This window comes from Pantoea sp. NGS-ED-1003, from assembly GCF_000738765.1.
GTDB classification, from domain to species: domain Bacteria; phylum Pseudomonadota; class Gammaproteobacteria; order Enterobacterales; family Enterobacteriaceae; genus Pantoea; species Pantoea septica.
Genome location: NZ_JPQA01000007.1, coordinates 41,882 through 54,793 on the forward strand (window position 1 = coordinate 41,882; position 12,912 = coordinate 54,793).

The window sequence follows — 12,912 nt, forward strand, 5'->3', positions numbered from 1 at the left end:
CTTGCGGGCTTTAATTGCGGCCTGAAGTAAGCAAGAGCCGATGATCAGAATCCCTCCGCGCGCCGGAACAGCGCCTTGCCGCGCAGCAGCCGCGCCCCCAGCCAGCCGCCGCACAGCGAGAGCAGCAGCGCGCCGCCCAGCGGCAGCGCCAGCCACAGCGTCCAGTCGGGCTGCCACGGGAAGTCGAAGATTTTGCGCTGCAGCGCCCAGAGCGCCGCTTCCGCCCCCAGCGCCGCCGCCACGCCGGAAACTACGCCGAGCAGCGCGAACTCGCACCACAGCATCCCACGCAGCAACCTCTTGCTGGCGCCCAGCGTGCGGCAGACCACCAGCTCCTGGCGCCGCTGATGCATCCCGACCTGAATCTGCGCCAGCAGCAGCAGCACGCCGCAGAAGGTCACCAGCACCACCATAATCTCCAGCGCCTGACTCACCTGCGTCAGCACCAGGCCGATCTGCCGCATAATGCTGCCGATATCGAGCAGGCTTAGCGTCGGAAAGGCGCGGTTGAGCTGCGCCAGCAGCGCCGGATCGTTATTCAGCCTGAAGCTGGTCAGCCAGGTTTGCGGCTGCGCATCCAGCGCGCCGGGCGGAAAGATAAAAAAGAAGTTAGGCCGCAGGCTCTCCCAGTCGACCTTGCGCAGGCTGGTAATTTTTGCGCTAAAGGTCTGGGTATCGCCGGTAAAGGTCAGCGTATCGCCCAGCTTCACCCCGAGACGGCCGGCGAGTTCCGCCTCCATCGACACTTCGCCCGGCTGCGGCGGCCAGCTGCCCGCCGTCAGCGGATTGTGATCGGGCCGCTCGCCCGTCCACGTCAGGTTCAGCTCGCGGTTCAGGGCGTTATCCAGCTTCGGATCGGCCTCTTTGCCGTTCAGATCGGTCAGACGCGCCCGCGCCACAGGATAGAAAGTTTCCGGCTTCACCTGATGCGAGGCGAGGAAAGCGCGCACCTGCGGCACCTGATCCTGGGTGATATTGAGCAGGAAATAGTTTGGGCTGTCCGGCGGCAGCTGCTGCTGCCAGCGGTCCAGCAGATCGCCGCGCATCACCAGCAGCAGCGCCAGCAGCATAAAAGAGAGCGAAAACGCCGCCAGCTGGCTTAGCGTCATGCCCGGCTGACGCAGCAGACGGTTGATCGCCAGCCGCAGCGCCAGGCTGCGCACCACCAGCCGCCGCAGCAGCAACAGCGTGCCCCAGCCCAGCAGCGCCAGCACGCCCGCCAGCGCCGCCACGCCCGCCAGCAGCGCCCACAGCATCTTGCTGCCGCCCACCAGCAGCGCCAGCAGCGCAATCACCACCACGCCCATCGCCGGGATATAGCGCTTCAGCGGCCAGATATCGGCCACTGCGTCGCGACGCAGCACGCGCAGCGGCTGGGTCGCCAGCAGCAGTCGGTAGGGACGCAGCCCCACCAGCAGCGAAATCACGAACAGCGAGCCGATCGCCCAGAGCCACGGCCAGCCGCTGGCGGGCGGCAGGGTCGCGGGCAGCACCGGCTTCAGCATCTGCATCAGCAGCCCCTCGACGCCCAGGCCGAGCGCCCCGCCGCACAGCGCCGCCAGCAGCAGCACCGCCAGCCACTGGCCGACGATAAGCCGTCGCAGCGCGCCCCGCGTCGCCCCCAGCGTTTTCAGCACCGCCACCAGATCGTAACGGCTGCGGCAGTAGTGGCTCATCGCCACCGCGACGGCGGCGATGGCCAGCATCAGGGTCAGCAAGGCGGAGAGCAGCAGAAACTGCTGGGCGCGCTGCATCGAGCGTCCCAGCGCGTCTTCGGAATTCTCTACGCTGATCCAGCGCTGATCCGCCTTCAGCTGCGGCTGGATCCAGCGATCGTAGCGCGCCAGCTGCTGCGGCTCGCCGGCGAACTTATAACGCCAGGTCAGGCGGCTGCCCGGCTGGATCGCGCCGGTCTTCTGCGCGTCGTCGAGGTTGATCAGCAGGCGCGGCGCCATCTGAAAGGGATTAAAGCCGCCGTCCGGCTCCTGAATCACCTCGCCCGCGATGCGCAGGCTGGCGTCGCCGACATCCAGCCTGTCGCCCACCTTGAGGTTAAGCAGCGCCATCAGCCGCGGCGCAGCCAGTGCCGTGCCGGGCGCGGGTTTCAGGCCCGGCGGATCGGTCTGCAGATCGCCGAACATCGGATAGCGGTTATCGACCGCCTTGACCGCCGCCAGCTGCGGCGTCTCGCCGGCGAAGGTCATGGTCATAAAGCTGAGCTGCCCGCTGACGCTTAACCCCTCTTCCCGCGCTTTCGCCAGCCAGGCGTCCGGCACCGCCGCGCTGCTGCGCAGCGTGCGGTCGCCCGCCATAAAGTCGCGGCTCTGCTGGCTGAGCCCTTTATCCATGCGGTCGCCGATGGCGCCCAGCGCCAGCACGCAGGCCACCGACAGCGTCAGCGCCACCCAGACGATCAGCAGCGAGGGCGAGCGCCACTCGCGCCAGAACCAGCGCCAGATCATCGCTCCTCCCACACTTTGCCGTCGCGCAGCCGCAGGCGGCGGTCGCAGCGCGCCGCCAGCTGTTCGTCATGCGTCACCAGAATCAGCGTGGTGGCGTAGTCGCGGTTGAGCGAGAAAAGCAGATCGGCGATACGGTCGCCGGTTTTCCGGTCCAGATTGCCGGTAGGCTCATCGGCGAACAGCAGGCCGGGCTGCCCGTTAAAGGCGCGCGCCAGCGCTACGCGCTGCTGCTCGCCGCCGGAGAGCTGCGCGGGCAGATGCGTCAGGCGCTCCCCCAGCCCCAGTTGGGTTAATAGCTCGCGCGCCTGCTCGCGGCTTCGGCGGTCGCTCTCGCCGCGCAGCAGCGCGGGCAGCTGCACGTTTTCCAGCGCGTTCAGCGTGGGCACCAGCATAAAAGACTGAAAAACGAAGCCGACCTGCGTCGCCCGCAGCGCGGCGCGCTGCTCCTCGTCGAGCTGGTGCAGAGGCTGTCCCAGCAGCCTGACCTCGCCGCTGCTGCCGTCGTCGAGGCCCGCCAGAATGCCCAGCAGCGTCGACTTGCCGGAGCCGGACTCGCCGATTAGCGCGATGGTTTCAGCCCGTTTGACAATGAAGTCAACTCCGGTAAGGATGGACAACTGGTGTTCCCCCTGACCGACGGACTTTGTAAGATGATGAACTTCAAGAATGTTTTCCGCTGGCATTACTCTTTCCTGTTTTTCGTTCTTCTGCTGGCATCGCATCTGGCCACTGCGAACACCCTGTTAGTGTTAGGCGACAGCCTGAGCGCTGGCTATCGTATGTCGGCCAGCGCCGCCTGGCCGAGCCTGCTGAACGGCAGCTGGCAGCAGCGGCCAAAAGTGGTCAACGCCAGCATCAGCGGCGACACCGCCGCGCAGGGTCTGGCGCGCTTGCCGGCGTTATTAAAACAGCATCAGCCGCAGTGGGTGTTAATCGAACTGGGCGGTAATGACGGCCTGCGCGGCTTTCCGCCGCAGGCTATCGAGCAGGATCTGCGTAAAATCATCGACGACGTAAAGGCGGCGAACGCCAAGCCGCTGCTGATGCAGGTGCGTCTGCCCGCTAATTACGGGCGGCGTTATACGGAAGCGTTCAGCGGGATCTATCCCAGACTGGCACAGCAGTACAACATTCCTCTGGTGCCCTTTTTTATGGAGCAGGTCTACCTGAAACCTGAATGGATGCAGCAGGACGGCATCCATCCGAATCCCGATGCGCAGCCCTTTATCGCCGAGCTGATGGCGAAAGAACTGGCCCCTTTAGTTAAGCATGAGTAACCTGGGGCGACGCGCTTTTTATGGGTAAAGATATGCAAAAAACCGTTGTAATTACCGGCTGTTCCAGCGGTATCGGTTTGGTAGCGGCGCAGTATCTGCTGGCGCGCGGCTATCGCGTGATTGCCGCCTGCCGCAAGCCTGAGGATGTCGAGCGGATGCGCGCGCAGGGCTTTGTCGCCGTCACGCTCGATCTCGACGACGCGGCGAGCATCGATCGCGCCGCCGATGAAATTCTGGCGCTGACGGCGCATCGTCTGTTCGCGCTGTTTAACAACGGCGGCTTCGGCCTCTACGGCCCGCTGCGCACGCTGTCGCGCCAGCAGCTGGAGCAGCAGTTCTCTACCAACTTCTTCGGCGCCCATCAGCTGACGATGCGGCTGCTGCCCGCGCTGGAAGCGCACGGCGACGCGCGCATCGTCAACACCAGCTCCGTGCTCGGCCTGATCTCCACGCCGGGCCGGGGCGCCTACGCCGCCAGCAAATATGCGCTGGAGGCCTGGAGCGACGCGCTGCGCCTCGAGCTGCGCCGCAGCGGCGTGCGCGTCAGCCTGATCGAGCCGGGGCCGATTCACACCCGTTTTACCGACAACGTGACCCAGGGCGAGCCGGATCAGCCGGTGCGCAACCCCGGCATCGCCGCGCGCTTTACCCTGCCGCCGGAGGCGATCCTGCCGAAGCTACGGCATGCGCTGGAGAGCCCGCGCCCGCGCCTGCGCTATCCGGTGACGCTGGTCGCACATGCGATGAGCATCCTGAAAAGAGTGCTGCCAGGCTGGATGCTGGATCGCATTTTAAGCAGCCGCTGAGAATTCATCTTGAAGCGGGGCTGTCCGGCCCCATATTCTTTAAACACTTTCTGCCAAGAGACTTAGTCATGTCACCACAAGCTTCGATTATCGACGTTAACGAATCCAACCTGCATCAGACGCTGGAACAGTCCATGCAGATCCCGGTGCTGTTCTATTTCTGGTCGGATCGCAGCCAACATTGCCAGCAGCTGACGCCGCTGCTGGAACGTCTGGCGCAGGAGTACGCCGGCCAGTTTATTCTGGCGAAGCTCGACTGCGACAAAGAGCAAATGGTGGCGTCGCAGTTCGGCCTGCGCTCGATCCCGACGGTCTATCTGTTCCAGAACGGCCAGCCAGTCGACGGCTTCCAGGGGCCGCAGCCGGAAGAGGCGGTTCGCGCGCTGCTGGAAAAAGTGCTGCCGCGCGAAGAGGAACTGAAGGCGCAGCAGGCGCTGGCGCTGATGGAAGAAGGCAAACCGCTGGAGGCGCTGCCGCTGTTGAAAGAGGCCTGGCAGCTCAGCCGTCAGGCGAGCGAAATCGGCTTTTTGCTGGCGGAAGTGTTGATCGGCCTGAACCGCAGCGACGAAGCGGAAGAGGTGCTGGCGAAGGTGCCGCTGCAGGATCAGGATACCCGCTATCAGAGCCTGATGGCGCAGATCGATCTGCTGAAGCAGGCGGCCGATACGCCGGAAATCCAGCAGCTGCAGGCGCAGCTGGAGAGCGACCCCGCGAATGCCGAGCTGGCTGCTAAGCTCTCGTTACAGCTGCATCAGGTAGGCCGTAACGAAGAGGCGCTGGAGCTGCTGCTCGGCTTCCTGAAGCGCGATATGAACGCGGCGGACGGCCAGGTGCGCAAAATGCTGCAGGAGATCCTTGCGGCGCTCGGCACCGGCGACGCGCTCGCGGCCCGCTACCGTCGCCAGCTCTACTCGCTGCTCTACTAAGCCGGCGGGGCGACATCCGGGCCGAAGCGACTCGGCCCGTAAATTAACAATCGGGAGGTTATATGTTAACAGTCATTCCCGCGCTGATCGTGCTGGCGCTGGTCACGGTGTGGGCGGGCGTCAAGATCGTGCCGCAGGGCTATCAGTGGACCGTGGAGCGCTTCGGCCGCTACACCCGCACGCTGCAGCCTGGGCTGAGCCTGGTGGTGCCCTTTATGGATCGTATTGGCCGCAAGATCAATATGATGGAGCGGGTGCTGGATATCCCCTCGCAGGAAGTCATCTCCAAAGACAACGCCAACGTCACCATCGACGCCGTCTGTTTTATTCAGGCGGTGGATCCGGCGCGCGCCGCCTATGAAGTCAGCAACCTCGAACTGGCGATCATCAATCTCACCATGACCAACATCCGTACCGTGCTCGGCGGCATGGAGCTGGATGAGATGCTGTCGCAGCGCGATAACATCAATACCCGATTGCTGCACATCGTCGACGAGGCGACCAATCCCTGGGGCGTGAAAATCACCCGCATCGAAATCCGCGACGTGCGTCCGCCGCAAGAGCTGATCGCCGCCATGAACGCGCAGATGAAGGCGGAGCGCACCAAGCGCGCCGATATCCTTGCGGCGGAAGGCGTGCGCCAGGCGGCAATTCTGCGCGCCGAGGGCGACAAGCAGTCGCGCATTCTGAAGGCCGAAGGCGAACGCACCTCGGCGTTCCTGCAGGCAGAGGCGCGCGAACGTCAGGCGGAAGCTGAAGCGCGCGCCACGAAAATGGTCTCCGAAGCGATCGCGGCGGGCGATATTCAGGCGGTGAACTACTTCGTGGCGCAGAAATATACCGACGCGCTGCAAAAAATTGGCGAAGCCAGCAACAGCAAGGTGGTCATGATGCCGCTGGACGCCAGCAGCCTGCTCGGCTCGGTGGCGGGCATCAGCGAGCTGCTTAAAGGCGCCGCTTCAGAGTCGAAACGCTGATGTTAATGGAGATCGTCGCCCATCCGCACTGGTTCTGGCTGACCCTCGGCGGGCTGCTGCTGGCGGCGGAGATGCTCGGCACCAGCGGCTATCTGCTGTGGAGCGGCATCGCGGCGGTGCTGGTAGGCATTGTAGAGTGGCTGGCGCCCTTCAGCTGGACGGCGCAGGGCTCGCTGTTCGCTCTGCTGACGCTGGTCTGCGTTTATCTCTGGTATCGCTGGATGCGCCATCGCGAGCGCCATCAGCAGCCCAACTCCCTTAACCAGCGCGGCATTCAGCTGATCGGCACGCTTCTGACGCTGGATGCGCCGCTGGTCAACGGCATCGGTCACGTGCGGCTGGGCGACAGCAGCTGGCGCGTGCAGGCCGATCGGGATCTGCCCGCGGGCGCTCAGGTCATCGTGACGGGCGTCGAGGGCATTACGCTGCACATCAGGCCGCGTTAATCGGGCTGGCTATGGCCGCAGCATCCCGCCAGATTATTAATAATCGGGCACTCCGCCCCTTCGTCCCCCGGACAGGCGTCGGCCAGCGCCAGCAGCCGCATGCGCATCGCCTGTAGCTCTTCGATATGGACGGCGATCTCCGCCGCTTTCTGCAGGGTGCGCGCTTTCACATCGGCGCTGTGGCGCGCTGGATCGTTGAACAGCGCCACCAGCTCGCGGCACTCGTCGAGCGTAAAGCCCACCTGACGCGCCTGGCGCAGCAGATTAAGCTCATCGAGATGATGCGCGCTGTAGCGACGATAGCCATTGTCGCTGCGCAACGGCGGCGTCACCACGCCCTTCTCTTCATAGAAACGGATCGCCTTGCTGGTCAACCCGGTTTTTTTCGCCACATCGCTGATGTTCACCCTGCTCCTCCTTAAAAATCGATCGCGGCCAGTCTCTGTAAAAATAGTTTGACCTTCCCCTTGATGGAAGGTTTAGCCTGTATCACGAGTGATAAAAAGCTCGCATTGTTAACGTCGACACAACAGGAGAACGCTATGTCTCACACTATCTCGCTGGCGCTGGAAGGCCTTTCCTGCGGCCACTGCGTCAAACGCGTTAAAGAAGCGCTCGAACAGCGCGACGATGTCGAACAGGCCAGCGTCACGCAGCAGGAAGCGCAGGTCGTCGGCAGCGCCGACGCCGCCGCGCTGATTGCAACGGTGGAAGAAGCGGGCTATCACGCCACGCTCAGTGGCGACAGCCACCCAAAGCCTGAGCCGTTGACAGCTTCAGAGCCGCCGCCGGAGGCGCTGACAACGGTGGTGGAAACCGAACCGGCACAGCAGCATGAAAGCGCGCAGTTTCTGCTTATCGAAGGCATGAGCTGCGCCAGCTGCGTCAGCCGGGTTGAGAAGGCGCTGGAAAAAGTGCCTGGCGTGACCCAGGCGCGCGTCAACCTTGGCGAACGCAGCGCGCTGGTGATGGGCGACGCCTCTGCGCAGCAGCTGGTCGAGGCGGTCGACGCGGCGGGCTACCACGCTCAGCCGGTGCAGGATGAACAGGAGCGGCGCGACAGGCAGCAGAGCAGCGCGCGCAAGGCGATGCGCCGCTTTAGCTGGCAGGCGGCGCTGGCGCTGGCGTTCGGCGTGCCCCTGATGTTCTGGGGCATGCTCGGCGACAATATGATGCTCAGCGACGCCAACCGCACGCTCTGGCTCGCTATCGGCGCCGTCACGCTGCTGATTATGGCGGTCGCTGGCGGCCACTTCTACCGCAGCGCGTGGCGCAGCCTGCGCAACGGCAGCGCCACAATGGATACGCTGGTGGCGCTCGGCACCGCCGCCGCCTGGATCTACTCCATCAGCGTCGCCCTCTGGCCCGCCTTTTCCCCCGCCCAGGCGCGACATCTCTATTTCGAAGCCAGCGTGATGATTATCGGCCTGATTAATCTCGGCCACGCGCTGGAGCAGCGCGCGCGCCAGCGCTCCTCTAAAGCGCTTGAACGGCTGCTCGATTTGACGCCCGCGCAGGCGCGCCTCGTTAGCGAGCAGGGCGAAATGCTGGTGCCGCTCAGCGCGGTGCAGCCGGGCATGACGCTGCGCCTGACTACGGGCGATCGCGTGCCGGTAGACGGCGAGATTACCGAAGGCGAAGCCTGGCTTGACGAGGCGATGCTGACCGGCGAAGCGGTGCCGCAGGGCAAACGCGCTGGCGACAAAGTCTACGCCGGGACGCTGGTGCAGGACGGCGCGGTACGCTTCGTGGCGCGCGCCACCGGCCAGCACACCGCGCTGTCGCGCATTATTCATCTGGTGCGTCAGGCGCAGAGCAGCAAGCCGGACGTGGGTCGCCTTGCCGACCGTATCTCGGCGGTCTTCGTGCCGGTGGTGGTCGCCATCGCCCTGATTAGCGCCGCCATCTGGTATCTGCTTGGTCCGCAGCCGCAAATCGCCTATACGCTGGTCATCGCCACTACGGTGCTGATTATCGCCTGTCCCTGCGCGCTGGGTCTGGCGACGCCGATGTCGATTATCGCGGGGGTCGGGCGCGCCGCCGAGCTGGGCGTGCTGGTGCGCGACGCCGACGCGCTGCAGCGCGCCAGCCGCATCGATACGCTGGTATTTGATAAAACCGGCACGCTGACGGCCGGCACGCCGCAGCTCGACGAGGTGCTGACGTGGCACGGCTGGTCGCGCGAGGCGGTGGTGCAGACCGCCGCCGCGCTGGAGCAGAACGCCAGCCACCCGCTGGCGCAGGCGATTACCGCGGCAGCGGGCGCGGCGGCCACGGGCGAAATAGCGCAATTTCGTACAATACGCGGCAAAGGCGTCAGCGGCATACTCGACGGCAAGCCGCTGCTGCTGGGCAATGCAGCGCTGATGCAGGATAACGCTGTCGCGCTGCAACAGGCGCAGCCGGATATCGAGCGGCTGTCGCGTCAGGGCGCGACGCCGGTGCTGCTGGCGCAGGACGGCGAGCTTGTCGGCCTGATTGCGCTGCGCGACCAGCTGCGTCCCGAGAGCAAAGCGGCGCTGGCGCGGCTGCGTCAGACGGGCTACCGCCTGATGATGCTGACCGGCGATCGCGAAGAAACCGCGCGCGCCATTGCGCAGGAGGCGGGCATCGACGAGGTGATCGCCGGCGTGCTGCCGGAAGCGAAGGCGCAAACTATCGCCGCGCTGCAGCAGCAGGGACGCCGCGTCGCCATGGTCGGCGACGGTATCAATGACGCCCCGGCGCTGGCGCAGGCGGATGTCGGCATCGCCATGGGCGGCGGCAGCGACGTGGCGGTGGAAACCGCGCCCATTACCCTGATGCGCGCCGATCTTAACAGCGTCGCCGACGCGCTGGCGCTCTCCAGCGCGACGCTGCGTAATATTCGTCAGAATTTGCTGGGCGCCTTTATCTACAACAGCCTGGGCATTCCGCTGGCGGCAGGCGTGCTCTATCCGCTGACCGGCGCGCTGCTCAGTCCGGTAGTGGCGGGCGCGGCGATGGCGCTGTCGTCGATTACCGTGGTCGGCAACGCCAACCGACTGCTGCGCTTTCGCCCGACGACGCGACAATAGCCGCTAATGCCCTGTTTTTCAGCGGCGGGAATCGCTAGCATGGCGTTTTGACTCAGTAAGGACGGGGCATGACAGGCAGCATATGGCGCAGTGTGCAGGGGCTGGCAGGCAGACTTTTTCCCGCCAGCTATCGCTGGCCAGCCCAGGATATTCGGCTGGACGATCGCCTGCTGCATCTGGTCGGCAGCATTCATATGGGCACGCGCGATATGCAGCCGCTGCCCGCGCGTCTGCTGCGGCAGCTGGATAAAGCGGATGCCTTGATTGTCGAGGCGGATATTACGCAGGGCGGCTCGCCGTTCGACGATATCGACCCGCGCGATCCGCTGGAGACGCGCCTGGCGCCGGACGAGCAGGCGCGACTGGCGGCGCTGTGCGGCGAACTGCACCTGTCGCTGACGATGTTCGACGCCCTCCCCGCCTGGCAAATCGCGCTGATGCTGCAGGCGCAGCAGGCGCAGCGGCTGGGTCTGCGTCCCGATTACGGCATCGACTTCCAGCTGCTGCAGGCGGCGAAAACGTTGAATAAGCCGGTCATTGAGCTGGAAGGCGCGGAGACGCAAATCGCGCTGCTGAAGTCCCTGCCGGATGACGGCATGGCGCTGCTGAAAGATACGCTGACGCACTGGCATACCAACGCGCGGCTGCTACAGATGATGGTGAGCTGGTGGCTGGATACGCCGCCGCGTGAGCCGCGCATCGTTTTGCCCTCGACCTTCAGCACGGCGCTCAACGATACGCTGATCGCGCAGCGCAACGCGCAGTGGTGCGATCGGCTGCGAGCCTTGCCGGCGGGGCATTACGTGGTGGCGGTGGGCGCGCTGCATCTCTATGGCGACGAGAATCTGCCTGAGCTTTTACGGCGCTAGAAAAAAAAGCAGGCCGGTATTGCTATCGGCCCGTCAAAGAGGAATTTGTTTATGATTTTGGTTATCGCACAGCCTTTCGGCTGGCGCGGGGACCATTCTCACGCAAAGCACAAACTTTCGCCACCATTAATTTATTTAATTTAGGAATGGGATTTTTCCTATAAGGAGAAGTTTATGACGCCTGCCGTAAAACTGCTGGAAAAACAAAAGGTCCCCTTTACCCTTCATCCTTATGAGCATGATAGCCAGGAAACCAGTTTTGGCGACGAAGCAGTGCGCAAACTTAATCTGGACGCGCGGCAGGTCTATAAAACGCTGCTGGTGGCGCTTAACGGCGACGCGAAACATCTGGCGGTGGCGGTTACGCCGGTCGCCAGCCAGCTCGATTTGAAAAAGGTGGCGAAAGCGTTAGGCGCGAAAAAAGCGGATATGGCCGATCCACAGCTGGCGCAGCGCGTGACCGGCTATCTGGTCGGCGGCATCAGCCCGCTGGGCCAGAAAAAGCGGCTGCCGACGGTGATCGACCGCTCCGCCGCCGACTTCGCTACGATTTTCGTTTCCGGCGGCAAGCGCGGCCTGGATCTGGAGCTGGCAGCGCAGGATCTGGCGCGCCTGCTCGACGCGCCGCTGGCGGATATCGCGCGACGCGACTAGCTGCGCGGCTGGGCGCAGAGCTGGTCGATCATCCAGCGTCCCGCCGGTCCCGGCGGATTGCGGCGCGACCAGATCGCCTCTACCGCGATTTGCTGCGGCCAGCCCGGCAGCGCCAGTTCCTGCAGTAGCCCATGACCAAACTGCGTGACCAGCCAGCGCGGCAGAACGCTCCAGCCAAATCCCTGCTCCGCCATTTCCAGCAGCAGCAAATAGGTCGGCGCCGACCAGACGCGTCCCGGCGGCGCAATCGCGTGCGGCTCGACCCAGGTGTTGAGCCGCAGCTGGCGCACCTGCTCCAGCGCGCTTTCCGTCAGGCCGGCGTGCTGCGCCAGCGGATGATCGCGATGAATATAGATGGCCATTTCCGCATTGACCTGCAGCCGTGCCACGGCGATATCGGGCGGCAGCGCGGGCTGGGCGCGCACCACGCCCAGATGTACCCGCCCCGCCTGTAGCAGATCCAGCACGTCTGCATCTTCGGCGATCATGCACTCCAGTTCGATCTCCGGGAAACGCGCGTCGAACTGTTTCAATAGCTGCTCATGGTGTTGGGTCTGCCAGAAGTCCGATACGGCGAAGCTGAGGCGCGGCTCGATCCCCTGCGCCAGACGGATAGCCAGCGCGTCGAGCCGCTCGCTGGCAGCCAGGATCTGCTGCACCTGCGCCAGCGCGCCCTTGCCCTGATCGGTCAGGATCGGCTGACGTCCGCTGCGATCGAACAGCTTAAAGCCGAGATCGTCCTCCAGTCCGGCAACCGCCGTGCTGATCGTTGACTGGCTTTTGCCCAGCGCGCGCGCCGCGGCGGAAAAGGAGCCGCTGCTGACGGTCTGCACAAAAGCCTCTAAGGATTCCGGTGAGTAACGCATTTCATCCATCGCTTTTATCGATAGGTCATCATTTTATCTTATCACCCGGAGATGCCAGAATGCGCGCCTTACTGTTGGAGGTTGATAATGCGTACCCGTTCGCTGAAAGAACGCTTTTTACATGCGCTGGGGTTTGAAACTCTGGCGATCCTCACCGTTTCGCCGCTGGCTGCCTGGGCGATGGATAAGCCGCTGTTTGAGATGGGCGCGCTGGCGCTGATGCTCTCAACCGTCGCGATGCTGTGGAATATGATTTACAACGCCATTTTCGACCGTATCTGTCCGCCAGGCAGGGTTCATCGCGGCGTGCTGATCCGCGTCCTGCACGCGCTGCTTTTTGAAGGCGGCTTTATTTTGATCGGTTTGCCGATTGCCGCGTGGATGCTCGGCATTTCGCTGTGGCAGGCGTTTCTGCTGGAGGTGGCCTTTTTCCTGTTTTTCCTGCCCTACACCATGGCGTACAACTGGGTGTGGGACAGGCTGCGTCCGCGCTGGTTTGGGCGTAGCGCCTGCGAGGCATGACCTCTCAGACGGCTACGATATCAAACAGCGGGTAGTATGGACCGAGGAGCA

The 12,912-nt window shown here is 64.1% G+C and carries 13 protein-coding genes; 9 read left to right on the plus strand and 4 right to left on the minus strand.

The genetic code is table 11. From position 1 onward, the window contains the following. Window positions 1-44 precede the first annotated feature (44 nt). Window positions 45-2,462 carry a putative ABC transporter permease subunit YbbP gene (gene ybbP, locus JS46_RS14725; protein WP_033752638.1) on the minus strand — a complete coding sequence of 806 codons (2,418 nt, stop codon included), beginning with the start codon at window positions 2,460-2,462 and terminating at the stop codon, window positions 45-47. Beyond that, window positions 2,459-3,145, minus strand: a complete 687-nt coding sequence (gene ybbA, locus JS46_RS14730) for a putative ABC transporter ATP-binding protein YbbA (protein WP_033752639.1) — start codon at window positions 3,143-3,145, stop codon at window positions 2,459-2,461. The genes ybbP and ybbA overlap by 4 nt, the downstream gene beginning before the upstream one ends. Between ybbA and tesA the strand changes: the two genes are divergently transcribed. The 5 genes from tesA (at window position 3,113) to JS46_RS14755 (ending at window position 6,894) form a co-directional block, all read left to right on the plus strand. Then, window positions 3,113-3,739, plus strand: coding sequence for a multifunctional acyl-CoA thioesterase I/protease I/lysophospholipase L1 (tesA, locus tag JS46_RS14735; protein WP_033752890.1), 627 nt, complete (start codon window positions 3,113-3,115; stop codon window positions 3,737-3,739). The genes ybbA and tesA overlap by 33 nt on opposite strands. Before the next feature lie 32 nt (window positions 3,740-3,771). Beyond that, window positions 3,772-4,545, plus strand: coding sequence for an SDR family oxidoreductase (locus JS46_RS14740; RefSeq protein WP_033752891.1), 774 nt, complete (start codon window positions 3,772-3,774; stop codon window positions 4,543-4,545). Between the two features lie 68 nt (window positions 4,546-4,613). Beyond that, window positions 4,614-5,471 carry a co-chaperone YbbN gene (locus JS46_RS14745; protein ID WP_033752640.1) on the plus strand — a complete coding sequence of 286 codons (858 nt, stop codon included), beginning with the start codon at window positions 4,614-4,616 and terminating at the stop codon, window positions 5,469-5,471. 62 nt (window positions 5,472-5,533) lie between these two features. Then, complete coding sequence (locus JS46_RS14750; protein ID WP_033752642.1) at window positions 5,534-6,448, plus strand: SPFH domain-containing protein; 915 nt, start codon at window positions 5,534-5,536, stop codon at window positions 6,446-6,448. Beyond that, on the plus strand, window positions 6,448-6,894 hold the full coding sequence (locus JS46_RS14755; protein ID WP_033752643.1) for an NfeD family protein: 447 nt from the start codon (window positions 6,448-6,450) through the stop codon (window positions 6,892-6,894). Before JS46_RS14750 ends, JS46_RS14755 begins: the two co-directional genes overlap by 1 nt. On the opposite strand, the gene cueR is transcribed toward JS46_RS14755, so the two are convergent. Beyond that, a complete protein-coding gene (cueR, locus tag JS46_RS14760) occupies window positions 6,891-7,301 on the minus strand; it encodes a Cu(I)-responsive transcriptional regulator (RefSeq protein ID WP_033752644.1) in 411 nt (136 codons plus the stop codon). The genes JS46_RS14755 and cueR overlap by 4 nt on opposite strands. Window positions 7,302-7,436: 135 nt before the next feature. On the opposite strand from cueR, the gene copA reads away from it, so the two are divergent. The 3 genes from copA to ybaK all read left to right on the plus strand — a co-directional run bounded on the left by copA (window position 7,437) and on the right by ybaK (window position 11,473). After that, window positions 7,437-9,950, plus strand: coding sequence for a copper-exporting P-type ATPase CopA (gene copA, locus JS46_RS14765; RefSeq protein WP_033752646.1), 2,514 nt, complete (start codon window positions 7,437-7,439; stop codon window positions 9,948-9,950). Window positions 9,951-10,018: 68 nt separating this feature from the next. Further along, window positions 10,019-10,819 (plus strand): TraB/GumN family protein, encoded by an 801-nt coding sequence (locus tag JS46_RS14770; RefSeq protein ID WP_033752647.1) that lies wholly within the window; start codon window positions 10,019-10,021, stop codon window positions 10,817-10,819. A gap of 174 nt (window positions 10,820-10,993) precedes the next feature. Then, window positions 10,994-11,473, plus strand: coding sequence for a Cys-tRNA(Pro)/Cys-tRNA(Cys) deacylase YbaK (gene ybaK, locus JS46_RS14775; protein ID WP_033752649.1), 480 nt, complete (start codon window positions 10,994-10,996; stop codon window positions 11,471-11,473). Here the strand turns inward: ybaK and JS46_RS14780 are convergent. Then, window positions 11,470-12,339 (minus strand): LysR family transcriptional regulator, encoded by an 870-nt coding sequence (locus tag JS46_RS14780; protein ID WP_033752892.1) that lies wholly within the window; start codon window positions 12,337-12,339, stop codon window positions 11,470-11,472. The genes ybaK and JS46_RS14780 overlap by 4 nt on opposite strands. A gap of 87 nt (window positions 12,340-12,426) precedes the next feature. On the opposite strand from JS46_RS14780, the gene JS46_RS14785 reads away from it, so the two are divergent. Next, complete coding sequence (locus tag JS46_RS14785; protein WP_033752650.1) at window positions 12,427-12,861, plus strand: multidrug/biocide efflux PACE transporter; 435 nt, start codon at window positions 12,427-12,429, stop codon at window positions 12,859-12,861. Window positions 12,862-12,912: the final 51 nt, after the last annotated feature.

Excerpts from the sequence above, each read along its gene's own strand:
- ybbP (WP_033752638.1), bottom strand. The coding sequence starts at position 2,462 with ATGATCTGGCGCTGGTTCTGGCGCGAGTGGCGCTCGCCCTCGCTGCTG.
- tesA (WP_033752890.1), top strand. The coding sequence starts at position 3,113 with ATGATGAACTTCAAGAATGTTTTCCGCTGGCATTACTCTTTCCTGTTT.
- ybbA (WP_033752639.1), bottom strand. The coding sequence starts at position 3,145 with ATGCCAGCGGAAAACATTCTTGAAGTTCATCATCTTACAAAGTCCGTC.
- JS46_RS14740 (WP_033752891.1), top strand. The coding sequence starts at position 3,772 with ATGCAAAAAACCGTTGTAATTACCGGCTGTTCCAGCGGTATCGGTTTG.
- JS46_RS14745 (WP_033752640.1), top strand. The coding sequence starts at position 4,614 with ATGTCACCACAAGCTTCGATTATCGACGTTAACGAATCCAACCTGCAT.
- JS46_RS14750 (WP_033752642.1), top strand. The coding sequence starts at position 5,534 with ATGTTAACAGTCATTCCCGCGCTGATCGTGCTGGCGCTGGTCACGGTG.
- JS46_RS14755 (WP_033752643.1), top strand. The coding sequence starts at position 6,448 with ATGTTAATGGAGATCGTCGCCCATCCGCACTGGTTCTGGCTGACCCTC.
- copA (WP_033752646.1), top strand. The coding sequence starts at position 7,437 with ATGTCTCACACTATCTCGCTGGCGCTGGAAGGCCTTTCCTGCGGCCAC.
- JS46_RS14770 (WP_033752647.1), top strand. The coding sequence starts at position 10,019 with ATGACAGGCAGCATATGGCGCAGTGTGCAGGGGCTGGCAGGCAGACTT.
- ybaK (WP_033752649.1), top strand. The coding sequence starts at position 10,994 with ATGACGCCTGCCGTAAAACTGCTGGAAAAACAAAAGGTCCCCTTTACC.
- JS46_RS14780 (WP_033752892.1), bottom strand. The coding sequence starts at position 12,339 with ATGCGTTACTCACCGGAATCCTTAGAGGCTTTTGTGCAGACCGTCAGC.
- JS46_RS14785 (WP_033752650.1), top strand. The coding sequence starts at position 12,427 with ATGCGTACCCGTTCGCTGAAAGAACGCTTTTTACATGCGCTGGGGTTT.